Annotated in this window: 19 protein-coding genes; 3 read left to right on the forward strand and 16 right to left on the reverse strand. The window is 41.4% G+C overall.

Features of this window, described 5'->3' with window-relative positions:
• The first annotated feature begins 44 nt into the window (after positions 1-44).
• The 3 genes from ACOYVE_RS06065 to ACOYVE_RS06075 all read left to right on the forward strand — a co-directional run bounded on the left by ACOYVE_RS06065 (position 45) and on the right by ACOYVE_RS06075 (position 3,234).
• Entirely contained in the window at positions 45-683 is a 639-nt protein-coding gene (locus ACOYVE_RS06065; RefSeq protein ID WP_422881250.1) for a glycosyltransferase family 2 protein, read from the forward strand.
• 69 nt (positions 684-752) lie between these two features.
• Positions 753-1,667, forward strand: coding sequence for a DUF362 domain-containing protein (locus ACOYVE_RS06070; RefSeq protein ID WP_422881252.1), 915 nt, complete (start codon positions 753-755; stop codon positions 1,665-1,667).
• A gap of 16 nt (positions 1,668-1,683) precedes the next feature.
• Positions 1,684-3,234, forward strand: coding sequence for a 4Fe-4S dicluster domain-containing protein (locus ACOYVE_RS06075; protein WP_422881254.1), 1,551 nt, complete (start codon positions 1,684-1,686; stop codon positions 3,232-3,234).
• Here the strand turns inward: ACOYVE_RS06075 and ACOYVE_RS06080 are convergent.
• From ACOYVE_RS06080 to ACOYVE_RS06155, 16 genes are all read right to left on the reverse strand, one after another.
• Positions 3,231-3,926, reverse strand: a complete 696-nt coding sequence (locus tag ACOYVE_RS06080; protein WP_014856318.1) for a DUF4956 domain-containing protein — start codon at positions 3,924-3,926, stop codon at positions 3,231-3,233. The genes ACOYVE_RS06075 and ACOYVE_RS06080 overlap by 4 nt on opposite strands.
• Position 3,927: 1 nt before the next feature.
• Complete coding sequence (locus tag ACOYVE_RS06085) at positions 3,928-4,668, reverse strand: polyphosphate polymerase domain-containing protein (protein ID WP_014856317.1); 741 nt, start codon at positions 4,666-4,668, stop codon at positions 3,928-3,930.
• The gene (locus ACOYVE_RS06090; protein WP_422881256.1) at positions 4,669-5,718 is read right to left on the reverse strand and encodes an HlyD family secretion protein; all 1,050 of its coding nucleotides are present in this window, start codon (positions 5,716-5,718) and stop codon (positions 4,669-4,671) included. It abuts the gene before it with no gap.
• A 91-nt stretch (positions 5,719-5,809) separates the two neighbouring features.
• The gene (locus ACOYVE_RS06095) at positions 5,810-7,747 is read right to left on the reverse strand and encodes a T9SS type A sorting domain-containing protein (RefSeq protein ID WP_014856314.1); all 1,938 of its coding nucleotides are present in this window, start codon (positions 7,745-7,747) and stop codon (positions 5,810-5,812) included.
• 10 nt (positions 7,748-7,757) lie between these two features.
• Positions 7,758-10,178 carry a beta-galactosidase GalB gene (gene galB, locus ACOYVE_RS06100; protein WP_422881333.1) on the reverse strand — a complete coding sequence of 807 codons (2,421 nt, stop codon included), beginning with the start codon at positions 10,176-10,178 and terminating at the stop codon, positions 7,758-7,760.
• Between the two features lie 10 nt (positions 10,179-10,188).
• Entirely contained in the window at positions 10,189-13,014 is a 2,826-nt protein-coding gene (locus ACOYVE_RS06105; RefSeq protein ID WP_422881257.1) for a TIM-barrel domain-containing protein, read from the reverse strand.
• A 141-nt stretch (positions 13,015-13,155) separates the two neighbouring features.
• Entirely contained in the window at positions 13,156-13,314 is a 159-nt protein-coding gene (locus ACOYVE_RS06110) for a DUF5989 family protein (protein WP_014856311.1), read from the reverse strand.
• Between the two features lie 8 nt (positions 13,315-13,322).
• Entirely contained in the window at positions 13,323-13,748 is a 426-nt protein-coding gene (locus ACOYVE_RS06115) for an SxtJ family membrane protein (protein ID WP_422881259.1), read from the reverse strand.
• Entirely contained in the window at positions 13,735-15,549 is a 1,815-nt protein-coding gene (locus ACOYVE_RS06120) for a carbamoyltransferase (protein WP_422881260.1), read from the reverse strand. The genes ACOYVE_RS06115 and ACOYVE_RS06120 overlap by 14 nt, the downstream gene beginning before the upstream one ends.
• A 60-nt stretch (positions 15,550-15,609) precedes the next feature.
• Entirely contained in the window at positions 15,610-16,005 is a 396-nt protein-coding gene (locus ACOYVE_RS06125; RefSeq protein WP_014856308.1) for a Ser-Thr-rich GPI-anchored membrane family protein, read from the reverse strand.
• 60 nt (positions 16,006-16,065) lie between these two features.
• A complete protein-coding gene (locus tag ACOYVE_RS06130) occupies positions 16,066-17,430 on the reverse strand; it encodes an MBL fold metallo-hydrolase (protein ID WP_422881262.1) in 1,365 nt (454 codons plus the stop codon).
• On the reverse strand, positions 17,430-18,410 hold the full coding sequence (locus ACOYVE_RS06135) for an RHS repeat domain-containing protein (RefSeq protein ID WP_422881264.1): 981 nt from the start codon (positions 18,408-18,410) through the stop codon (positions 17,430-17,432). Before ACOYVE_RS06135 ends, ACOYVE_RS06130 begins: the two co-directional genes overlap by 1 nt.
• Before the next feature lie 4 nt (positions 18,411-18,414).
• Entirely contained in the window at positions 18,415-18,855 is a 441-nt protein-coding gene (locus ACOYVE_RS06140) for a hemerythrin domain-containing protein (RefSeq protein WP_014856305.1), read from the reverse strand.
• A complete protein-coding gene (locus ACOYVE_RS06145; RefSeq protein ID WP_422881265.1) occupies positions 18,839-19,723 on the reverse strand; it encodes a YihY/virulence factor BrkB family protein in 885 nt (294 codons plus the stop codon). Before ACOYVE_RS06145 ends, ACOYVE_RS06140 begins: the two co-directional genes overlap by 17 nt.
• Before the next feature lie 9 nt (positions 19,724-19,732).
• Positions 19,733-21,958 carry a phosphoribosylformylglycinamidine synthase subunit PurL gene (gene purL / locus ACOYVE_RS06150; RefSeq protein WP_422881266.1) on the reverse strand — a complete coding sequence of 742 codons (2,226 nt, stop codon included), beginning with the start codon at positions 21,956-21,958 and terminating at the stop codon, positions 19,733-19,735.
• Positions 21,959-22,039: 81 nt separating this feature from the next.
• Positions 22,040-24,130 carry a GWxTD domain-containing protein gene (locus ACOYVE_RS06155; protein ID WP_422881268.1) on the reverse strand — a complete coding sequence of 697 codons (2,091 nt, stop codon included), beginning with the start codon at positions 24,128-24,130 and terminating at the stop codon, positions 22,040-22,042.
• Positions 24,131-24,171 lie beyond the last annotated feature (41 nt).

A 24,171-nucleotide genomic window follows, 5' to 3' on the forward strand; every position in this document is an offset into this window, starting at 1 on the left:
TCATATAATAAAAAACTATATTTGGACAAAAAGCGCAGGTTCTTATGCAAGTTTACAAGGACTACTCGCCCGAGGTTTCAATAATTCTACCTACATACAACAGAAAAAATCTGTTGTCGAGAGCAATAAATTCCGTAATAAACCAGACGTACGATAAATGGGAGCTGATAATTGTAGACGACGGCAGCACGGACAATACATTCGAGATTATCGATCCGTATTTAACCCGATATGACAATATTCGTTATATGAGACACTCCAACAGGAGACCCCCTCTCACATTGAACGCAGGAATTTTAGCCGCCGCGGGGAAATATCTAACATTTATCGGAAGCGACGACGAATACAAACCGGCGCATCTGGAACTGCGCATGAAATTACTCTCGGACAATCCCGATATCGATTTAATCCACGGCGGAGTCGAAGTAATCGGGGCTCCTTTTGTAAAAGACAAAAACGACCTCAACAGACTTATACATATAGCGGAATGCGTTGTGGGGTGCACATTCGTAGGTAAAAAAAAGGTCTTTCTCGAGCTCAATGGGTTCAGAAATCTTAAATACAGCGACGATTCCGACTTCTATGAAAGAGCCGCAGGAAAATACAAAATCCTGAAAGTCGATTATCCCACGTATATTTATTACAGAGATACGCCCGACAGCATCTGCTCTATAATCGAATAATGTTCCGGTTATATTTTAATATATTAACATCTTTTTATATATTTATATATAAACGAAATGAGGCTCTATATGAAACGGAGAGACTTTATAATAAAAAGTTTACAGGGCGGCATCTTACTTACCGCAGGCGCGTCAATACCGGGATTAGGAAGACAAATATTTGCGGCAGGAAGCGGCAATTACGATCTGGTAGCCGTTAAAGGCGGCGCTCCCGGCGATATGTTCGACAAAGGAATCGCCTCCATGGGCGGAATCAAGAAATTTGTAAAACCGAATTCGAAAGTTGTAATAAAGCCGAACATCGGATGGGATACTACGCCGGAAAGAGCGGCAAATACAAATCCGGAACTCGTCTCCCGCGTTGTCAAGCGCTGTTTCGAAGCGGGCGCTAAAGAAGTCTACGTTTTCGACCATACTTGCGACGATTGGCGCAGAGCTTATTCAAACAGCGGAATTGAAAAAGCCGTCAAAGACGCAGGCGGAACCATTGTGCCGGGCAACAGCGAAAGTTACTATCACGAGGTTAACGTTAAAAATGGGAAATTATTAAAACAAGCAAAAGTTCATGAGTTGATTCTGGAATCGGACGTATTTATTAATATTCCGATTCTAAAACATCACGGCTCGGCGCGCATTACGGTTTGCCTCAAAAATTTAATGGGCGTTGTATGGGACAGGGGATACTGGCACAGAACGGGTCTGCATCAATGCATAGCCGATTTCGGGACATTCCGTAAACCCGACTTGAATATCGTAGACGCCTATTACGTAATGAAGAAGAACGGTCCGCGCGGAGTATCAAAGTCGGACGTAGCGGTAATGAAATCCCAGATAATTTCTACTGATCCGGTGGCGGCGGATTCCGCTGCGGCGCTGCTTTTCGGCATTAAACCCGAAGACGTACCTTATATAACTATAGCGGATTCGATGGGTTTAGGCGTAAAAGACCTGAAGTCGCTCAATATTGAAAGAATCGTAATGTAGTATGGGCGCGGGACTCTTGAAAAAAATACGCATTGTTCTTGCGATCCTATTTTTTATTCCCGTCACTTATATCCTGATCGATTTCACAAACAGCGTTTCTTCACACTTATTCAATACGATTCTGTTTTTTCAGTTTGTTCCTTCTTTACTCAAAAGCATACTCTTGTTTTCATTTACGTCAGCGGGATTTATTATAATTATTCTCTTAACCGTCCTCTTCGGAAGAATATACTGTTCGACTATTTGCCCGCTCGGAATTCTTCAGGATATTATTAATTATATAGCGAAAAAAAAAAAACGTAAAAGAAAACTAAGTTTTATAAAGCCGAACAAGATCGTTAAAATTACATTAACGGCAATTCCTTTCCTGCTCGTTATTGCCGGCGCGGCCACCGGATTTCTCGTTTTGGATCCGTACAGCATTTACGGAAGAATTGCAGGAAATTTCCTGCGTCCCGCAGCGATTTTTATCAATAATCTTGTCTCTTCCCTTTTATCTTACTTCGACGTCTATTCTGTATATCCTGCCGAGATAAAAGCGTTTAATGCCATTCCTTTTTTAGTTGCTTTCTTATATCTGGTATTTATTGCATATTTGGCATTTACCAAAGGGAGGCATTACTGCAACTTAATCTGTCCGGTAGGCACGCTTTTGGGATTGATGTCGCGTTATTCGTTCTTTAAGATAAGAATCAAAAACGAAGATTGCCTCAGCTGCGGTCTGTGCGAAAGGGATTGCAAAGGGAACTGCATCGACAGCGAAAATAAAAAAGTCGAGCATGAAAACTGCGTGATGTGTTTCAACTGCATTTCGGCGTGTCCCACAAAAGGGATAGTTTATTCAACGGGGTATTCATCTAAAAGCAATAAAACAGAAACAGACGAAGGCAAACGGAATTTTATAATTAAAAGCGCGGTTTATTTCTCGTCGCTTACATTCCTCGGGCAAAAGCTACAAAAGAAGATCGTCGTCGCCAAACCGAGCACGGTTCCGGTTTTCAGGAAATACGCCGTGTCTCCTCCCGGCTCAAAAAGCCTGGAGCGTTTCAATAATTCGTGTACAGCCTGCCATCTTTGCATAAGCGCCTGCCCGACTCAAGTATTGCAGCCGTCGTTTCTGGAATACGGATTAAATGGAATGCTGCAACCGCGTCTAGACAACAATGCCGGATTTTGCAATTTCGATTGCGTTACCTGCGGGGAAGTATGTCCGACCGGCGCAATTATGCCTCTAACCGTCGAAGAGAAAAAACTCACACAACTGGGCGTAGCAAAGTTCATAGAAGACAACTGCGTTGTAAAAACGCAAAATACCGATTGCGGAGCCTGCGCCGAGCATTGTCCCACAAAAGCAGTTCACATGATTCCCTACAAAAACAATTTGTTTATACCGGAAGTACGGGAAGATTATTGCATCGGATGCGGCGCATGCGAACACGCATGCCCGGTTAAGCCTTACAAAGCAATTTACGTGGAAGGCAATGCCGTACACAAAACAGCCAAAATCAATCCCGAATCGGAAGACAAGCATCAGGAAATTGATACGGGCGCCGAGTTTCCTTTCTAAATATTTTGTTTGTCGAAGAACAGATTTATGTTTACCACTCCTTCGAGATTTTTTAGGTTTGCGACAAGTTCGCCGCTGTTTTTATTTTTACTGATAATAATATAGAATGTATAATCGATTGTTTTGCCGGCTTCGTTTGTCCTCATATTTATCATTTCCATACTTTTACAAAAATTGATAATAGCGGATTTTATTTTTGCGTCTATCTTCTCAAAATCTTCGGCAGAATAATTTTCCGTTTTAAGAGAAAACGTCAGTATATATTGATTGCTTCTGAAATTGACGACGTTGGTCTTCATAAAAAGGATTAAAATACCCGATATAAAAATAGTGCCGATTACGGCAACTTTATGGTAACCGACGCCGGCGGCCATTCCGATGGCAAGCGACAAGAAAATATATACGATATCGATAGTATCTTTTATTGCTGTCCGGAACCTGATAATCGAAAGAGCCCCGACCAGTCCGAAAGCTCTGGCCAGATTATTTCCGATAACCATAATCACCAGCGCTGTAATCACCGAAAGAAACACAAGCGAATTGACAAAATTTTCCGAATAGCCCGGTCCCTTGTAAGTAAAACGATAGACCATAGATACCATAAAACTGCAAATAAGTCCCACTATCAGATTGACGATTATTTCGTCAATGCCCGGCGAAAAAAGATTGAGCGACTGGAAATTTTCAATCATTTTATATCCGATTTATTTTAGGTATATTACTTTTGCTCTCTTCAAGACATAAAACATATTTGGATATCGCTTCTTTTCTCAAGCCAAAACGATTCACTAAAGACATTACCCACGACGGCAACATACGACCGTATTTTATTTCGAGTATAAAATATCCTCTCTTTACTTCTCTCAATGAATCCTCGTCAAATAGATTAGTAACCGAGTTTGTTTCGGCGCCCCTCAAGTTCATATCGAAAGTTATTCTGAGTCCCGATCCGTATTTGCACTCGAAAGCCTCCCTTTCGTAAACCACATTAACCACCGGCTTCATATTTTTTTTCTTGACGCTGTATATAAAATTATTCGCGGCAAACAATCGTAATTTATAATCCGCCGAGTGATTTTTGATTTTCAACATATCCGGATAGACGAGAAAGTCCGCAACTTCGTTGAAAGCAATCGGAAATCTTTCTTTGCTAATATATTCTTTAATTTTACTCTTAATTTCGCAATAGACAGTTTTACCGGCATTCATCTGATTGTAAGCTCTTATCCTGTACTTACTTCTTTTTTCGAGTCCGGCCGTTTTTTCATAATAAGCGTCGAATTGATCGTTGTCGAGATAGATGCTTCTTACCGTATAAAATTTATTTTTCATAATTTCGGAATAATAATCGTGATTCATATAATTCAAGACGAGTTCTCTCATTTCATCCAAATTTTCCACGGCGACCCAATATTTATTTTCAATGCGCGACATTTATTCGAACAGCCTCCATAAATATTCTTTCAAGTTAGTCTTCCCCAGAATCAGTTCAACCGGATAGAATGCTCCGGGATTGTATTTGTGATTTGTATTTTCGAAGGAAAAAGAGCAAAAGATCACATTTGTATTTTCTATGTATTTGATTTCGCTCTCGGCGCCAACCAATTTCCCGGCAATAACATTACCGTCATCAAGCTTAATATTATATTTCTCTCCGGTTTGAAGATAACCTTTGTCTTTTTCTTTTACGGGAATCCGAAGAATAAGTGTGTCTGTATTCAATACTGAAAAGAGAGTATCCGAGTTAACTCTCTGAAAGGCAACGCCTTCAAATGGAGCGATCAGCCGATGTTTATCATTCCTTTTTTTTAAGTTTTCCAATTCATTCTTTAGTCCGCGTATTTTCGATTTCAAGAAATCGATTTGTTCTTTTTTAGAGCCGGTCATTAGATTCCGTAGTTCGTATTCATAAATAGTTTTCTGAATTTTGCTCTGTTCGAGCGAATATTTATATGTTTCATATTCGTCTGATGATATTAATTTTTTCTTGTAAAGCGAATCTGCTCTGTTAAATTGCAAAAGTTGCCGTTCAATTATTTTTTCCGCAAGGCGCACTTTATAACGCGCCGCCTCAATTAATTGAGGTTTTTCTCCCGTTTCGGATATTATCAGTTCGGACATAGCATTTGCCAGTTCAGCCTCCAGTTTTATGATCTCATGTTGAAGACGGTCGGAAAAAATCGAAAGGATTGTATCGCCTGATCCGATTTTTTTCGAATTGAGAGCAGAGGTTTTGAATTCGAAGTTGTCGCCTCTTTCAGGGACGAAAGAAAACAGACCGTAGTTTTTGCCGAAATAATAATACCTGGCTTCAATTTCGCCGTTGTCGTATCTTATTACATCCAGGGATTTATAAGGCGCTATTTTCGCAATCGTTTGCAATCGCAGGTCAAAAGGTAATGCTAAATTCAATATCAATAATATGACCGTTGCGGTAATTAATACGGCAGCCAACGACGTATATTTTTTCTTTCTGTAAATCATAAATTTAACAATTTATTAATATTAGACTTTTTAGAGCTCTTTATTATTTCATTCTAGTGCATATTTTCTTTGTTATTTATTGACGACTTCGTTACTTAATCAGGGTCATCTTCCCGTTCAGGATTTTTTCTCCGGTATGAAGGCTATAGATATATACGCCGGAAGATAAATTTTCGCCGTCGAAGCTGTACTCGTGATATCCCGCAGCTAAATTTTCATTATTTAATATCGAGGCAATTTCCCTTCCCAAAATATCGTACACTTTTAACGATACGGTTTCATTGCCCGGCAAACTGAACGAGATAGTTGTCGTGGGATTAAACGGATTCGGGAAGTTCTGATAAAGTTGAAATTCATGATTGAGCGGAGCCGGGTCATCGACCGAAACGATTTTGTTACCCGGCTCGATCAAAATAAATTGAACCGAACGCGCGGGCGATTCCACTTTTATTTCATCTTCCACTTCATAAGCCATAGCCGGAATATCATCAAGTACGGCAAGAGGACCCTGCGCTTTGTCCGTCGGTCCGTATTCACCATTGACATAGACATATTGCGAAAATTCGCCGTTGTCCGTTCCGCCTGTCAAGGAATAGACGTAATATTTATTGCCTACTCCGTACTCGGCGGGATATATTTTAACTGTTTGCGCCGCCGTGGATTTGTTCACTATAACAACGCCTATATGCCCGGAACCGAATGAAGAGGAATATGCCAAAACCTGCGAATTCCCTTTTACTTCGTTTTTAATCGAATGGTCTCCAACGAATTTTTTCAAGAAATAGATGTAATAAAAATCGGGACGCGGATTCCACGCCTGAATACTTTTATTATTGCCGCGATAGAACATACCGTCGCTTTCCCAATTTGCAAGCAACCATCGAGCCGACATGCCGAAATTATATTTAATCAGCTCATTAAAAAGTATTACCGATTGCATGCCGTTAATGATCGATGTTTTCGGCAAATCCGGCTCGCCTCCCGCGCTGTTCATATTATATTCCGTTAAAGCGACCGGTTTAAATGGCGCATTTTTTGCCGGTATATCTTTCAATATAAATTCAATATTTTTCTTTACCTCGCTGGAAGCCACATCGAGCAAAGATTTTGCATTTTTCGTTTGTCCGAAATAATTATGGATTACGTAAAAATCCGCCGCTTCGGCGCCTTCTTTGAAAAATCCCGCGTTCCAGGTTCTGTCGACGGGATTCCAGCTGTTTGTGCCGTCGAAATGAAGAATCTGTCCCCCGATATAAATTTCGGTACCTATTTCTGCGGCAGCGGCTTTCATCGAATCGACAAAAATCTTAAAATGTTTTCCGTACAATTCGCCCGAAATGATTTCCGGCTGACCGTCTTTATTCAGAGCTGTATCGATTTTCCATCCGGCTTCCCAGGGACCGCCGTTTTCATTTCCGATTTCCCAGAATTTTGTGCGCCCTGCATCATAGCGCACCCAATCGGCTGCAAGATGAGCCGCTTCCGCCACCGGGTCGTCTCCCGTTCCGTAACGCGCATAACCGTAGTTTATTGTAATCAAACCCTGAGTAGAAACTTCTTCCCTTAATCGATAATAATTATCGATTGTGGTGGGCCAGCTATTTTTCCCCAATTGCGGTGTAAATTCCACCCATTTATTTTGTGTTCCGTCCCATACCGTCGGAGGAACATTCTTGGCAATCCCGTTCCAGAAAAAGATATCAGACCAGCTCCCCCCGGGATAACGAATCAAAGTAGGAGCCAATTTCTTTACCTGATTAACGAAAACATTATCGTAAATCGGATCGTTGCCAATCCAGACTGCCAGCGCATTGCCGAAAATATATTTGGATATTTTCCCGATTGTGTCCGTCATTGCAATTGTAACCGCCACATCAGCGGGTTTATCCGGTTTGACCGCATCAATATATTCGGGAACGACTGCTTTTTTAGGTTCGAAATCGATCAGGAAACAATTAGTATCCGATTGCGCAATTACTGAAGTAACAACCGCCGTTAACAATATTGCAATTACCGAAAGTTTTTTCATACCCTCGCCATTATTTTGTATAAATAATCATTTCGGACGGGATTAAATTTTCCGCAACAGCTTTCAATTCAATTTTTCCGTAATTTTTATCTGACTGAACGATAACCAGACACATGCCGTTAAATGTTTTTCTGTAATTAGCCTTGAACGGTTCGTGACTTGTTTGCAAGCCGTTGTCGACTCCTACTATTTTCCCCGGTCCTTCGATTTCGAATTTAACTGTGTAATCCGCATCCGGAATCAAATTTCCTTTTTTATCCAGTACTTTCACGGTTACAAAAGATAGGTCGTTACCGTCAGCCCTTATTACATTTCGGTCGGCTTCCAATCTCAGTTTATAAGGTTCGCCGGCAGTGTAATTTTTTTTCACAAGCGCAGCGCCGGGCGACATACCTATCGCCTTCAATGCCCCTTTTTCAAATTTCAATGGCCAGATTAATCTCATACCGTCGTCGGATTTTATTTTTTTCCCCATCGACTTGCCGTTCAAAAAGAGTTCGACTTCCGATAAATTTGTAAACGACCAAACATCCACGGGTTTGCCTTCATTCCAATTCCAGTGCGGAAACAGGTGCAACATTTTATCATCCGTCCATTCGCTTTGATAAAAGTAGTACGCATCTTTAGGGAATCCCGCTAAGTCGATTACGCCAAAATACGAGCTCCTTGAAGGCCAGCCGTAGGGCGTCGGTTCCCCGAGATAATCGAAACCCGTCCAGATAAACATTCCGGATACGAAATCATACTTTTTAACAATTTTCCACGTGTCGAGATGAGTCGAACCCCACGGCGTTCTGCAATTGTCGTACGCCGAACAGGTATTATCCGGATTGCCTTCGCGAAAGGGTTTATCCCACCTTTCCGGCCATATCCTGACGCTGTCTGACGGCATATCGTAATGACCGCGTGTAGCCAAAGCCGAATTAGTTTCGGTTGCAATGAATTTTTGTCCGGGAAACTTTTTCGGAAAGTCCGGATATTCATCGTGATGATAATTAAATCCGATAATATCGAGCGCGCCGCTCCGGAATAACGGGTTGTCGGGAGACGTACCGTTACACGCAGCCGTTATCGGACGCGTTGTATCGAGTTTTTTTACTATCGATGCGAGTTCCTGCGTAATTTTGATACCCAGCGAATCTTCCTGGTCCCACTGTTCGAGCACTTCGTTGCCAATGCTCCACAAAATGATACTCGGGTGATTTCTGTCCCTCAATATCATATCTTCAAGGTCTTTCTTATGCCATGCGTCCCAGTAGAGCGCATAGTCATATTCGCTTTTCTTTTTTTTCCATATATCGAAGGCTTCGTCCATGACGAGGAACCCCATTTTGTCGCACAAATCGAGCAGTTCGGGAGCCGGCGGGTTGTGAGATGTTCTTATTGCATTTACTCCCATTCTCTTGAGGATTTCGAGCTGTCTTTCGATAGCTCTTTTGTTCACTGCGGCGCCGAGCGCTCCCAAATCGTGATGATTACATACGCCCTTTATTTTGATATATTCTCCGTTGAGAAAGAATCCTTTCTCCGCGTCAAAATTAATCGTTCTTATTCCGAACGGAGTTATGTAATCGTCAAGAGCCGTTCCGTTTTCATATATCGCAGTATATGCTTTATACAAATACGGATTATCTATCGACCATAGCATTGGTTTTTCTACTTTTAATTTCTGTACAACTTTTTTATTTCCGCCGGCAAGAATTTCGGTTTTCGATTCCAAGGCTGCAACTTGTTTCATGTCGGGGTCGTAAATTACGGTTTTAACATTGACCAAAGCATCTTTTTCATTGGAGTTACGAAGAGAAATTTCAAGATTAATTTCCGAAACGGAATCGGATACAAGAGGCGTTGTTATGTATGTTCCCCATTGGTCGACATAAACGGGATTAGTAACAATTAACCTCGCGTTGCGATATATGCCGGATCCGCTGTACCATCTCGAATTAGGTTGTTTCGAATTGTCGACTTTTACAGCAAGAAGGTTTTTTTCTCCGTATTTAAGATAACCGGTTAATTCATACCTGAAAGAAATATATCCGTTCGGTCTGTTGCCCAGATAAACTCCGTTAATCCAGACTTGACTGTTCATATAAATTCCGTCGAATTCGACGAAGACGCGTTTGCCCGAATAAGAAGAAGGCACGCTAAATTTTTTTCTGTACCAGCCGACGCCTCCGGGCAAAGCTCCGCCTCCGACGGTTGCCGGATTATTTTCGTCGAATTTGCCTTCGATGCTCCAATCGTGAGGCAAGTTTAACGTCCGCCATTTAGAATCGTTAAGAGCGGGATCGTTGCCGTTGGTTATGTCGCCCAAATGAAATTTCCAGTCTTCGCAAAAATTTTCGACTTGTCTAATTTCCAAAGATTGAGCGGAAATCGCTCCCGCCATAAAGCTCAAAACGATAAAAAATTTGACGATTCCTAATTTCATCATGACCCTCTTACAATTTTATTTTAACTTCTTTGCCGTTATAATTTACAGCGCGGTCAGGCTTGATATTAAAATCAAACGGTCTCGGCGAATCGGGGCTTATAAAAACTACATTGATTATTCTTTCGGAAAGCATTCCGGGAAATTCGCCTTTTCTTTCGCCTATAACCAGTTCTCGGTCGGAGTCTTTGTATTTGAATTCGATGGTCGAATAAAGTCCTTCTTCATAATTATAATTTGTTCCTTCGTCTTCATAAAGCACAAAAGAACCGTCTTTGCCCGAATAAACAAACAGCGTAAGAGTGTCGGCTTGTTTTTGTCCGGTATATTGAATGCCGGGTCCAAAAGGCACAATGGAGCCCGCTTTTACGAATAACGGAATACGTTCGTAAGGGGCCTCTGCCGAAATTGTTTTTCCACCCGGATATTTTTTACCCGTATAGAAATCGTACCATTCGGCTCCTTCGGGAAGATAAACTTTTCTCGAACGCGCTTTGTAGTCGGTAACGGGATTAACTAAAAAGGCGGGACCGAACATATACTGGTCGGAAATATCGTAGACCTTATTATCATTCGGGAAGTCGAGTATCAAAGCGCGCATAATCGTATAATCTTCGAAAGTAACCATCCCCGCAAGAGAATAAATATAAGGCATCAGTCTATAACGCAATTTATCGTAATAAACCATCGATTCATATGCGGGATGACCTTCAGGGGAGATATTAAATATTTCCCTGTACGGGAATTGCCCGTGAGAACGAAAGAGAGGGCAGAAAGCGCCGAACTGGAACCAGCGCGTATTTAATTCACGCCATTCATCCAAATCTTTTTCGGAAGGATTTTCGTATCTCGGTTCGACTGCAAAACCGCCGATATCGGTAGTCCAATACGGAATGCCCGATAAACTGAAATTGAGACCTGCGGGAATTTGAACCTTTAAGTCGTACCACCTGGCTGCAACGTCTCCGCTCCATGTAGCCGCGCTATATTTCTGTTGACCTGCGAATGCAGACCTAGTAAGTATAAATACTCTCTTATTGGGATTCGATAATCTCTGCCCTTCGTAAACGGCTTTCGAATTCATAAGGGAATAAGTGTTTCTGTAACGAGCCGAGGTTCCGAGCGCCGTCGGCCCCATTCTTCTGAGAGTTTCTTCGGGCGAAAGGTTCGAATGGATGTCCGGTTCGGTTGCGTCGAGCCACCATGCGTCGATTCCTTTTGAGAACAATTTATTTTCAATTTGCTTCCAGTACAATTTTCGCGCGCCCTCGCTGTAAGGGTCATAAAAAGTTGATACGTATCCGGGTCCCACCCAGTCTTTTTCCCCGACTTCAACGTTCCTCATATAAAGCCAGCCGTTCTCTTTGAACGCTTCATAATGCGCAGCGCCGACATAAAATTTTGGCCATACGGAAATCATTATATGCGTATTGAGGCTGTCGTGTAATTCTTCGACCATAGCATCCGGATCGGGAAATCGCAACGGGTCGAAATCGTGACTTCCCCAGTCGTCTTCTTTCCAGTAGAACCAATCCTGGACTATATTATCAATCGGAATTTTTCTTCTGCGGTACTCTCTTACAACGTCGAGAAGTTCTTTTTGCGTTTTATATCTTTCCCTGCACTGCCAGAACCCCATCGCCCATTTGGGCATTACCGGGGCTTTTCCGGTTAAATACCGGTAGCCTTTAATAACATCGTCGAGGTTTTTGCCGTAGACAAAGTAATAGTCGATTTGGTCTGCGACTTCCGACTGGAGTGAAATTATGCCTTCAAAATTTTCGTCGGATGGGGGCAGGGCTTTCAGCCCGATATATCCGCCCGAATGAATCCACTCGATTTTAATTTTTTTTCTTTCGCCTTTCTTCAGATCCAACTTTATAATGTGAGTCCAGGGTAGCCAGTTTTGTCTCCACGAATCGACCAGAAGCGAGTCGTCGATCCACAATTTAGTATACCCCGAGCAATAGAGCCGCAGTTTGTGAAGTCCTTCTCGATTGCTTTCAATAAAGCCTTCCCATCTGACGGATTTAACCTTATCGAAGCCGTCCGGGAAAGGGTCGTTTTTGTCGATATACTCGTGCTCGATTCTTTCTTCGATTCTTTTTACGGCTGATTTTTCAAATTTTTCATCTTCAAAATATTCCGCCGAAAAACCGTTCGATTTGTCGTCTTTGGCAATCAGTTTAAACACTTTATTTACGGATAAATAATCCCTGTAATCTCCGAATTTTGTTCGGGAATAGTTATCCCATAAAATGCCGTAGTTCTTGGAGGAAACCATAAACGGTATAATATCGACGATATTATACTGCCATAAATCGACGTCTTCGTCTCTGTAGTTCATAATGCCATTTTGGTGAGCGCCGAAACCGTAGAAAGCTTCGTCGGGAGATGCTTTGAAAACCTGGCGGATTTTGTAGACATTTTCGCCCATAATATAGGAGTCGTCGAAAGTTCTGCAAACGTTTTCAGGCTCCTGCAAAATAATATTTCCGTCCCGGTCATAAAAAGAAATCCTCTCGGTCGATTTATCGATTATCACTTTTAGCGCCGATGAGGACAATAAAATATAATCGCCCTTGTCTTCCGTCTTGAAATTGCCGTAAGGTTTCACGTTTTCGTCGATAATCAGACTTTTCCTGAAGGAAAATTGCTCGGCGGGAGAAGCGACCACGTGCACAATGTAATCATTGATGAATTCGACTTTTAAAAGTTTTGTATCGGCGCCGCTACCGGTTTTCATTTGGAATGAATTATTACTCTCGGTTTGCGCCGAAGTAAATGCGGCTAATAAAAAAATAAATGAGGATAAGGCGGATAAAATAAATTTCATATTACCCCTCTTTATTGTCCTGTTATTTGATTCGCCGAAATAAAAATATGCAACAGCCCGGTTAAATATATTACAAAGGTAACACATTAAGAGAAAATAATCGACCCGTCGTTAATTTCCCGCTCAATCCCGGGAACGTCGCTAAAACAGAGCATAAATAAACGGCGCCAGTGCGGAACCTTGAGTTACAATAAGAAGAGCTCCAAGCAGAACCAAAATCACCACAATCGGCATCAGCCACCATTTTTTACGCTCTTTCATGAATTGCCATAATTCTTTCATTATCGATATTTTACTCATAATGACTCCTAATATTGTTTTTCGGGATCGCTTACATATCCCTCTTCTCTTTTATTCCAATATGATTTTTTTTCTTTATCAAATCTTAACTCAAGAAATTCTTTTCCGAATAATCTAAGAAATAAACCTATAGGAGTAATAATAAAATAGAATAAAACAATAAGTATGAACCTCGACATAAAGTAGCTCAGGAAAACCGCAATTGTCATCCATATTTTATAAACGGGGTATATCGTTTTGACCGGTAAGAAACCGGCCAACCCGGAAAGCATTGCCAAAAACAACAACAAAGTGTATGAACGGCCTGCAGCGAATTGAAAATAAAGAAATATAGACAAAAATATTATCCCGAAGAGCAGAGGAAATTTCCTGGTTGCTTTATTGTCCGGCTTCAGGTTATTGACCTCTTCGGTTATATTTTTAATCAAGCTCAAATTCTTTTCTCCAGTCGTTTTGCTCTTGAAATTCCGGTTGATTTTTCTTGTCGAGGAGAAAATTTTCCAGCACAAGATAGTCGATATTGGTACGCATAAAACATCTGTAAGCCTCTTCCGGAGTCCGCACTATCGGTTCGCCTCTTACATTAAAAGAAGTGTTTACAATAACCGGGCACCCGGTCAATTCATAAAATCTGGAAATCAAACGATAATAATCAGAATTTCGTTTTTCGTCCACCGTTTGAATTCGCGCTGAATAATCGACGTGCGTAACCGCGGGAATGACCGAACGAACCACATTTAATTTATCGATGCCAAAGAGATTTTCATCCGCGGCGTGATTCAATCTTTTTTCTTCCCTAACGTCGGCAACGAGCAACATATAAGGACTTTCACGGTCGATATTAAAATACTCGGCTGCTTTTTCTTCCAGCACGGAAGGCGCAAAAGGTCTGAAGCTTTCCCTGAACTTAATTTTAAGATTCATATTTTTTTGCATCGACGGATTGCGGGCGTCGCCCAGAATCGACCTGGCGCCGAGAGCCCTGGGTCCGTATTCCATTCTCCCTCTGAACCAGCCGATTACATTTCCTTCGGCAATCAATCCGGCGGTTCTCCTAATAATTTCGTCGTCGTTTAATTTCTCGTACGGGATATTATTTTTTATTAGAAACTCTTCTATATAATCATTATCGAAACGGGGACCGAGCAGCGAGCCTTTTTGGAAATCGTCACTATCATCGGCTGTTCTGTCATTGTTCAGATATTGATGCCATCCGAAGAGAGCCGCGCCGAGAGCCCCTCCCGCATCGCCTGCGGCAGGCTGAATCCATATATCTTCGAAAATATTTTCTCTCAATAATTTTCCGTTTGCCACGCAATTCAACGCCACTCCTCCTGCAAGGCATAATTTTTTCATACCGGTTTCATTTCTAATGTGCCTAGCCATTCTTAAAATTACATCTTCAACAACTGCCTGAACCGAAGCGGCAAGGTCCATTTCCCTTTGAGTTAATTTTGATTCCGGCTTTCTCGGTTTACCTCCGAATAATTTATCGAATCTGGAGTTTGTCATCGTAAGACCGGTGCAGTAATTAAAATATTCCATATTTAACTTGAATGAACCGTCGTCTTTCAAATCGATAAGATTCTCATAAATCAGACCGGCATATTTGGGAACGCCGTAAGGAGCGAGCCCCATTACTTTATACTCGCCGGAATTTACTTTGAATCCCGTATAATAAGTAAACGCCGAATAGAGCATACCGATTGAATGAGGAAATTTAATGTCGGCGAGTATTTTAATTTTATTTTCTTTACCAATCCCGTAACTGGTGGTTGTCCATTCGCCGACGCCGTCGATAGTAAGGAAGGCGGCTTCCTTAAACGGCGACGGGAAAAATGCCGACGCTGCGTGAGATTGATGATGCTCGGGAAAAAGAATGTTTCCGTCGTAATTGAGTTTCTCTTTTATTTGTTCTTTTATCCATAATTTTTCTTTAATCCATACCGGCATTGCTTTCAAAAAAGAAGAGATCCCTTTTGGGGCATAAGCAAGATATGTTTCCAGGAGGCGCTCGAATTTCAAAAACGGCTTGTCGTAATAGACAACCAGGTAGACGTCGGAAATTTTTATTCCCGCATAGTCGAGACAGAAATTAACCGCATTAATCGGAAACCTGAAGTCATGCTTCCTGCGCGTAAATCTTTCTTCCTGAGCGGCGGCGGCAATTTCGCCGTCTTTTATTAATGCGGCTGCGCTGTCGTGGTAATATGCCGAAACTCCAAGTATGTACATGAAGAAATTTTTTTGTGAATTTGAACTTAGGGGTTTTTGTTCAATTTTACAATTGGATTGTTATGGCGCCAGACCGGATTTTATTATAAAGTAATCGCTCGTAACAACGGGATAATGCGAGTCGTGATTCGCTATTTCAATTCTGTAGTGAATTGAAGGTTTAATGTTTACGTCGATATTCCATTCGAATTCACCGTCGTTTTCGGTCTCAGCGGAAATTATCTCTTTGACCACAGTTTTTCTGAGCAGACGAATATAAACCTTTTCGACGCTGCCTGGCATTTCCCACTTTATCTCCATTTTACTTCCCGTATAATATAGATCGCCTTCAGCGGGAGAGAAAATTTCGGGTTTGACGAATAACGACGGATAAAACGGCTCTTCTTCGACGGGAAGCTCCTCTCTGCACGAGCAAATAATCGAAACAAGCGATAATAGATAAAAAATCTTTCTCATCTCAATTCTTCAATTTCTACCATAAGTTATATTAATTCGGATAAAATTGAAATGAAAAAGTTAGTCCCTCAGGATGATTTCTTTTCCCAATTCCGCCGAGAAGAGTTTAATGCCGGGATCGGATTCAAGCAAATGAAAACCCAACCAGTTCTGCGCGGATTCTTCTCCGTGAACCAGAATAACCGTTTCGGGTTTCAAACTCTTTGCGAAATTTATCAGACCGTCCCTGTTTGCATGCGCCGAAAAATAGAAACGATTAATTTCGCACTCTACGTTAATTTCCCTATCGCCTCTTAATTTCAGCGCGTCATTATTTTTTGCATTTATAATTTTATATCCCGGAGTTGCGGGGTCCATATATCCGACTCCGAAAACAGCGAAGTCTTTTTGTTTGAGCCAGAATTCCGCCAGTTGAAACGACATAGTGCCTTCGAGCATCATTCCGCTGGATGCCAGCAGATACCCAGGATTTTTTTTGTAATGGTTATAATCGTTAATTTCATACAAATTCGATTGGGGAATTTGTTTGAGCTCCGTATCGCGATTTTTTCTTCTGACCACGTATCGGTACCGGTCATAAATGCTTGATATTTCCCTGCCGATTCCTCCGGTATAAACTTCCGCATCTGTCAGTTTGCCGCTTCTTATGGCTTCATAAATCAGCATTAACATTTCCTGCATTTTCCCTAGCGCAAAAACGGGAATCAAAACAGACCCGCCTTTTGAAATAATTTTGTTCAATTCGTTTATGAATCGATTGCGTTCCGATTCCCAATTACCCGTCAATTTCGTGTCGGTATCGCCGTAAGTCGATTCCATTATCAAAAAATCCACATCGTTCAATGCTTCGAGGTCCGCTCCAATTTCAATCGATTGATCGGACAAATTCATGTCGCCCGTATACAAAATTTTTTTGTCGTCCGTTTTTATCATCACCATTGCCGATCCGAGTATATGACCTGCGTCGAAGAAACATCCTTTTAATTGAGCGGAGGAATTCAAACCCCGCAGTTCAAATTCTTCATTATAATCGTAATCGCGTATGCTTCTTACGAGAAGATCTATTTCTTCGTGAGTGAAAAAAGAAATGTTTTCTTCTCCGTTTGTTTCCTTCTTAAGAATATTCACCGCATTGTGAAGGGTAACGGACACCAATTCCTTCGTATAAGGAGTCGTGTAAATAATTACGTGCGGAAATTTCTTTATCAAAAACGGCAAAGCGCCGATATGATCCTGATGGGCGTGTGATATAATCACAAAATCAAGCGGATAATTTTCCAACAAGTCGAACAGAGGCAGCGAATCGAGTCCTTTCTTGCGCGGGTGAATTCCGCAGTCGAGCAGTATTCCCGTTCCGTCAATCTGAAGGTAATAAGAATTGGCGCCTACTTCCCGAGCGCCTCCTATCGAGAGGAATTTAATCATCAATAAAATTCGTATTCATAAACCGCCAGATAAGCGGGACGTTCGTCGTTTGCATAACGAATTTCTTCGTGCTGCAATCCGTTTTTATAATATGAAAACGTTACCCTGTATTGACGCGATCCGTCCGAGAGGAAAAGTTTGTCCTCGATCAGGTTGTTGTTTTTGTCGTAATTCATTTGACGAACGGTTTGTTTGTTTCTGACCGTAATCAAATTACCCCGTTCGTCATAGTTATAGACCACTTCATTAACCGCGCTACCCGCTTTTTGAATTTCTTTAATCAGATATCCTTCCTCGTTATAAACATAATCGATTTCCGCTACCAAATTGCCTTTGGCGTTATATCCCATTACCTTTGCCAGCATGTTGCCGTCATAAAAATATTTTTTTTCGGTATTTAAATTTTCTCCTATGTATTCACGTTCGTTAACCACATGATTTAGTGAATCGTACAGGAAGACAATTTTCTGTTCGTTGACGCTCCGGCTGGTGAGTATTCTCCTGTTTATTTCATTTCCGCCGTCGTCATATTCCAATTCTCTGCGAGTTGTAAGATTTCCGAAATTGTCGTAAACTTCCGTAGAAATCAATTTGCCGCTATTGTCATAAGCGAACTGATAAACCAGATCGGTGCCGCCCGTGGCTGTATATCTTATCAGTTTAGTTCTTTGTCCTTTTTCATTGAAATAGAGTTCTTCAATAAGAGTTAATTTGGAGGGTCTTTGACCGTTTCGCAAGAAAAAACCCGCTTTTTTCCTGCGCACTTTCACTTTTAGCTGCGCGGCTTTTTCAAGTTCCTTTGCAGGCTGATCTTTTATCTCTTTTCTCTCTTCCGGTTTCGCGTCTTTTTTCTCATTTACATCTTTTATTTCAGCTGTTTTATTCTCATGAGTATTGCCGCACTGAACAATCAAAGACATTGTGATCAGCGGCACAAGAATAAAAACCATCATCATCAACGCTTTCATAAATTTTTTCATTTGTTCATCCTTTTAACTTTTGAGACAGTAAGGATAATTTTTCTTCGTCCAGGTGTTTTTGGACAGATTCGAATAATTCCCTTTCTTCCATTCTGATATGGTCGTCCAAGAGCTTTCCTATTTCGTGCATCGCGTTTTCGTAGTCGCTTTCATTTTTCAGTTTATCAAACAGTTTTTCCAATCGCTTATGTTCTTCAAGCATTCTTTGAAACAGTTTGTCGAGCTCGGGCGATATACCCGAACAGAACGGCAAAAGAATTTTTTCTTCTTTATAAAAATGTTTTACCAGATCTTCCCGATAAAATTGCAAGGCGTATTTTCTTTTCCCTTCCCGATCCGACGGCAAATCGCGATAAGCGGGAGCGTCCTTTTTCAAAATCTGCGCAAGTATTAACCCGTCGTGGTGCTCTTTGGATAGTTCTACCAAACTAGGATGTCTTTTCATTCAACCTCTCCCTGTACAATTGTCCGATTTCCGCTCCGGCAATAAATATGCACGACGAATAAAAAATCCAGAGCAATATAACAACAAACAGAACAAAAGCGCCATAAAAAGGATTTGTATTGAGAAAATTACGAATGTAATAACCGAACAAACTCCGGGCAAGTTCCCACAACACAGTGGTGGAAAGAGCGCTCGCGAGCGCAACTCTTTTCGGTAATTGTTCATAAGGAATCAGATAATAGAGCAGAAAAAAAAGGAATAACATAACTATGAGTGATATTATCCAGACTGCTATATTCCATACTTTAGCGATTTCCACATACGATATTACATTTGAGTTTTGCGCGTTTTCCACAATTATATTTAATATCGGAAATACAAGCGTCGAGAGCGATATAAACACAACGACGAGAATTACCATCCCGATATCGCGCAAGAATCCGATTAGTGCGTGCTTTTCAATTTTCGTATGAAAAATTTGATTAAGAATTGTCCTTAAACTGCTGAATATCCACGTTGACGTAACAATTAAACCGATCAAGCCCAGATATCCTGCAAGCGTTTTGTATTCTATTACCTGCGGCAGCCTTCTGCTGATAACATCTTTAGCATAATCCGCATATTGCTTGTAAGGAAGCAGCAATTGGATAATCTGATTAATTATTCTTTCGAGACGCGCTGTGTCGAATACATTGCCGAGCAGAGAAAAAATTAACAATATAAGCGGGATCATACTCAGCAACAATGAATATGCAATACCCGCGCCCGAAAGAAACAGGTTGTGCTCTTCGATTCTGTGGTATAATCCCGACAAGTAATATTTCAGTACTTTCAGAACGTTATTAGCTCTTTGAAAAAGTTTGTTCATTATTTACGGTCAACCGATATTTATTTTTTCTGAAATTGAAGAATAATAGAGCTTGATCAAATGCTCCAACTTAAATTGGTATTGATCGTTTACAGAAAAGATTTTGTCTGTCGTTTCACCCAGAAAAGTATAAGGAGTAAAACTCTTGGAAGCTATTTGCTCGAAAGCTTCTTTATTTTCCGGACTCACTGAGACAATCACTCTCGACTGGCTTTCCGAGAAGAACGAAAAATCTTCCCTGGATTTAACGGGGATATGAACTTTTGCTCCGACCGGCTTTTCCTTGTTAATAATACAACATTCGGCGAGCGCTACCATAACGCCGCCTTCGGAAATGTCGTGAGCGGATTTAATGACTTTCTTTTCGATTAATTCAAGTATTAGGTTGTGAAGGTCCTTTTCTGTCTGGAGGTCGATTCTGGGAATGTTGCCTTTAACCGTGTTATGCTGGATTTTCAGGTATTCGCTTCCGCCTATTTCTTCATAATCTTCGCCGAGCAGGTAAATCAAATCGCCGGTATCCTTGAATTCCGCCGTTGTTACATTGTCGATATTTTCGATAATTCCCACCATTCCGATTACCGGAGTGGGATAGACGGCTCTGTCCGGGCTTTCATTGTAAAAGCTTACGTTGCCGCCCGTGACGGGAGTATTGAAAAATCGGCAGGCTTCTCCCATGCCTTCAATAGCTTTTTTGAATGTCCAGTACATTTCCGGTTTATAAGGATTTCCGAAATTCAGGCAATTTGTAATAGCCAGAGGTACCGCCCCGGAACAGACAACATTCCTTGCCGCTTCGGCCACCGCTATTTTCGTTCCTTCCTTAGGATTCAAATAGACATATCTTCCGTTGCAATCGGTAGTGGCGGCAATCGCTTTTTGTGTGTCTTTGATTCTTATAACCGCCGCATCGGAACCCGGACCGACTACGGTATTTGTTCTTACCATTGAATCATATTGTTCGTAAACCCAGTTTTTCGAAGCAATGTTCGGCGACGAAAAAATCTTTTCGAACACTTCCGAAATACATTCGGGCTCGGGTATTTCATTATAATCGAGTTTTGTAATTTCTTTCAGATATTCGGGCTCTTTAACTTCACGGTAATAAACCGGAGCTCCTCCGCCAAGCACAAGATCGTACGGAGGAATGCTGGCTTTCAATTCATTGTGATGTTTAATTTTAAGCAGGGGCTCGTCCGTAACGTATCCGATAATTTCGCAGTTCAAATCCCATTTGTCGAAAATTTCTTTTACTCGCTCTTCTTTTCCTTTTTTCACGACCACCAGCATACGTTCCTGGCTTTCCGAAAGCATAATTTCGTATGCCGTCATATTCTCTTCGCGCAGAGGAACCATGTCGAGATTAATATCCATTCCCGATTTGCCCTTAGCGCTCATTTCGGAGGTAGAGCACGATATTCCCGCGGCGCCCATATCCTGTATGCCCACAATCAGGTCTTCCTTAATAATTTCGAGCGTCGCTTCGAGCAGAAGCTTCTCCGTAAACGGGTCGCCCACTTGCACCGAAGGTCTTTTGGATTCGGACTTTTCGGAGATTTCTTCCGAAGCGAACGTGGCTCCGTGAATTCCGTCCCTTCCCGTCGAAGAACCGACAATCATAACCGGATTGCCTTCCCCTTTGGCTACTGCCGAAGCGGTACGGTTTGTATTAACGATTCCGATCGCCATAGCATTCACGAGCGGATTGTATTTATACGACTCGTCGAAATAAACTTCCCCGCCGACGGTAGGAACTCCGAAACAGTTTCCGTAATCGGCAATTCCCTTTACAACTCCTTCAAAAAGATAACGTGTTCTCGGATCGTCGAGAGCGCCGAAGCGGAGGGAATTCAAACAAGCTATAGGACGCGCGCCCATCGTAAAGATATCCCTCAAAATTCCTCCAACGCCCGTAGCCGCGCCTTGATACGGCTCGACGGCGGAGGGATGATTGTGGCTTTCGATTTTAAATGCTACTGCCATTCCGTCGCCTATATCTACCAAGCCGGCATTTTCTTCGCCCGCCCCCACAAGCAATCTGCCGCCTGAACGCGGCAGCGTTTTTAAGAGCGCAATCGAATTTTTGTAACTGCAATGCTCGCTCCACATTACGCTGAATATTCCGAGTTCCGTAAATGTGGGAGTCCTGCCGAGTCGTTCGCAAATTGTTTTATATTCTTCTTCGGTCAATCCGTGTTCGAGAGCCAATTCTAAATTTACTTCGGGTTCTTTCATATCCATTCTCTTTGGAAATTTTAATTACGAATATAACAACATTTCAACTTTTTCACTCCCTTGATTTTTCGGAAAGAAATTTTATTGATTTGAAGCCCGCTGAAGTAAATAGAGTTGCAATTTCGTATTGACGCTCTTTTTCGCATTTAAATCCTCAATTTCGACAACCACATCATATTTTCCGGATTCCAAAGCCCTCATATCCAACCTGATAAAAAGATGTATATCGCTCCTGTCCGTTTTGTATTTGTTTGTTAATGTAATCGAATTCCTGTTGGAAAAAAGATTTTTTATGGCCGAAATAAATCCCGCTCCGTCCTCGCTGCGTGTGATCTTAATATTTTGTCTGAATTCGGCAATGCCGTCTTTCTTTTTCAGAAGATTATATATTTCATAATACAAGAAGATTTTTCCTTCGACTGTGTCTTCCGTATGCGGATTTACCGAGTAAGGTCTGCGTTTCAATATACCTTCGCCGTTAAAATAAACCGAATCGGTAAGAACGAGCGAGCTGATAGATAACGATTTTCCAAAGTCGGGGACGTTCAACGCGCCTCTTGTTACGCATGTGCTTCTGCTCGTATTTTCAATCAGTTCAAATGAATAATATCCGCTGTCCGGTTCGAGTACGGCTACGAATTCATTGAAAGCTTTCGCTGTTTCGAAATTTTTATTTTCTACAATTTTTGCAAGCTGATTGTGATATTCATCGAAAAAGAAAAAACCGGTTTCCATTTTCAAACTGCCGGTTTTCTTTTTCAAACTATCGGGTATTCGAAATACAATGTGCATCTCGGTTTTGGAAGGATAAGAAAGGGACCTGAAATAAAATGTTTTCTTAGGAATCGTGAATTCATTGCCTTCATAAACCGGCGCGTAGCGTGAATAATACGATTTTCTCAGGTATTGAATAAATTCGTGAGAATTAAACGCGTATTGGGAAATCACTTTTTCTTTATCGGCGGGCGGCGCGCTGAAAATAAAATTATCGTTTAACGCCATGTCCGTAAATCCGAAACTGAATTCGTCATAATTCCATACGTCTGTTTTCATTTCGTAGCCTGCCTCTCCCATCGAAGGTCTGATCCTCATAATATTCAAAGGTTCGCCGTAACGTAAAATTATTTCGCCTCTGTCCGTTTGCCATCCTTTCTTTTCGTCGTTATTCAAAAAAAGATTTGCAAAAGTTAACCTTGAATAATGCTCGAGGAGCCTTTCATTGTACTCGGTTAAATATAACGGGTCGTTTACTTCCCAATAAAATTTTATAAAGCGCTTTTTTTTATATTCGTTGTCGCCCATCGCTTCATCAAACACGGGCTGTAACATTTTAACCGCAGATTCGTAGTCGTATTCTTCTCTTTCTTCGGGAGCCATGTATCGGAAAGCGCGCGTATAAAACCTGCGGCTTTCCATAAAATTACGCAATTTATAATAACAAAGGCCGAGAGCTAAATTTATTTTGGCGTCTTTCTTTTCGGATGAATAAAGACGTTGCAATAAGCCGGCAGCTTTTTCATAGTCGCCCGCTTTCATATACAGCAGGGCAAGTTTATAATTGGCTTCATAATTTACGGAATCAATCGACAGTGCCTCGCGATAATATTTCTCAGCTTCCTCAAAATCTTCGTTGGCGTATTCCTGTAAACTTGCATAAAACTCGTCGCTCAGTTTTCGATAAGAATTATTGTAATTAGTAAAATCCTCGTCTTTTAGTTCCGCAAGGTTCAAATAAGCTTCTATCGAAGTGGAATCGAGTTTAAGAATTTCTTTGTATTCCCAATAAGCCGAAACGCGCGCAAAGTCTTTTAATATCGATGCGTATGCAAGTCTGTATTTTAAATTTCCGGGCTCCAAAAGGGCTGCTTTCCTGAGGAAGCGGTAAGCTCTGTTTCTTTCGCCGAAATCTTTCTTAACGGATTTCAGTTTTCCAAGCAAATAATATATTTCCGGCTCTTCGAATTTTTCGACCGATTTTTCGAGCAATTTTTCCGCCGTGAGGGTATCGCGCGAGAAAAGATATTGTCTAGCCAGATTGATGTAATAGGCACTGCTGTCTGTCTGTTGAGACAAAGAAATTGCCGCATTCAGCAGAACAAGCGCTGCGATTTGCAATATGAATTTTCCCGATGCAACCATTTTTCGATAAGCCACGTCTAAAAGACCGAGCAAATAAACTTAAATAAATTTGGAATAAACGTCATCCGGAGATA

The sequence above is a fragment of the Melioribacter sp. genome (genome assembly GCF_049325435.1).
GTDB classification, from domain to species: Bacteria; Bacteroidota; Ignavibacteria; order Ignavibacteriales; family Melioribacteraceae; genus Melioribacter; species Melioribacter roseus.

Bases quoted from the DNA above. Each gene is read 5' to 3' on its own strand.
- ACOYVE_RS06065 (WP_422881250.1), top strand. From the start codon at position 45: ATGCAAGTTTACAAGGACTACTCGCCCGAGGTTTCAATAATTCTACCT.
- ACOYVE_RS06070 (WP_422881252.1), top strand. From the start codon at position 753: ATGAAACGGAGAGACTTTATAATAAAAAGTTTACAGGGCGGCATCTTA.
- ACOYVE_RS06080 (WP_014856318.1), bottom strand. From the start codon at position 3,926: ATGATTGAAAATTTCCAGTCGCTCAATCTTTTTTCGCCGGGCATTGAC.
- ACOYVE_RS06085 (WP_014856317.1), bottom strand. From the start codon at position 4,668: ATGTCGCGCATTGAAAATAAATATTGGGTCGCCGTGGAAAATTTGGAT.
- ACOYVE_RS06090 (WP_422881256.1), bottom strand. From the start codon at position 5,718: ATGATTTACAGAAAGAAAAAATATACGTCGTTGGCTGCCGTATTAATT.
- ACOYVE_RS06095 (WP_014856314.1), bottom strand. From the start codon at position 7,747: ATGAAAAAACTTTCGGTAATTGCAATATTGTTAACGGCGGTTGTTACT.
- galB (WP_422881333.1), bottom strand. From the start codon at position 10,178: ATGAAATTAGGAATCGTCAAATTTTTTATCGTTTTGAGCTTTATGGCG.
- ACOYVE_RS06105 (WP_422881257.1), bottom strand. From the start codon at position 13,014: ATGAAATTTATTTTATCCGCCTTATCCTCATTTATTTTTTTATTAGCC.
- ACOYVE_RS06110 (WP_014856311.1), bottom strand. From the start codon at position 13,314: ATGAGTAAAATATCGATAATGAAAGAATTATGGCAATTCATGAAAGAG.
- ACOYVE_RS06120 (WP_422881260.1), bottom strand. From the start codon at position 15,549: ATGTACATACTTGGAGTTTCGGCATATTACCACGACAGCGCAGCCGCA.
- ACOYVE_RS06125 (WP_014856308.1), bottom strand. From the start codon at position 16,005: ATGAGAAAGATTTTTTATCTATTATCGCTTGTTTCGATTATTTGCTCG.
- ACOYVE_RS06130 (WP_422881262.1), bottom strand. From the start codon at position 17,430: ATGATTAAATTCCTCTCGATAGGAGGCGCTCGGGAAGTAGGCGCCAAT.
- ACOYVE_RS06135 (WP_422881264.1), bottom strand. From the start codon at position 18,410: ATGAAAAAATTTATGAAAGCGTTGATGATGATGGTTTTTATTCTTGTG.
- ACOYVE_RS06140 (WP_014856305.1), bottom strand. From the start codon at position 18,855: ATGAAAAGACATCCTAGTTTGGTAGAACTATCCAAAGAGCACCACGAC.
- ACOYVE_RS06145 (WP_422881265.1), bottom strand. From the start codon at position 19,723: ATGAACAAACTTTTTCAAAGAGCTAATAACGTTCTGAAAGTACTGAAA.
- purL (WP_422881266.1), bottom strand. From the start codon at position 21,958: ATGAAAGAACCCGAAGTAAATTTAGAATTGGCTCTCGAACACGGATTG.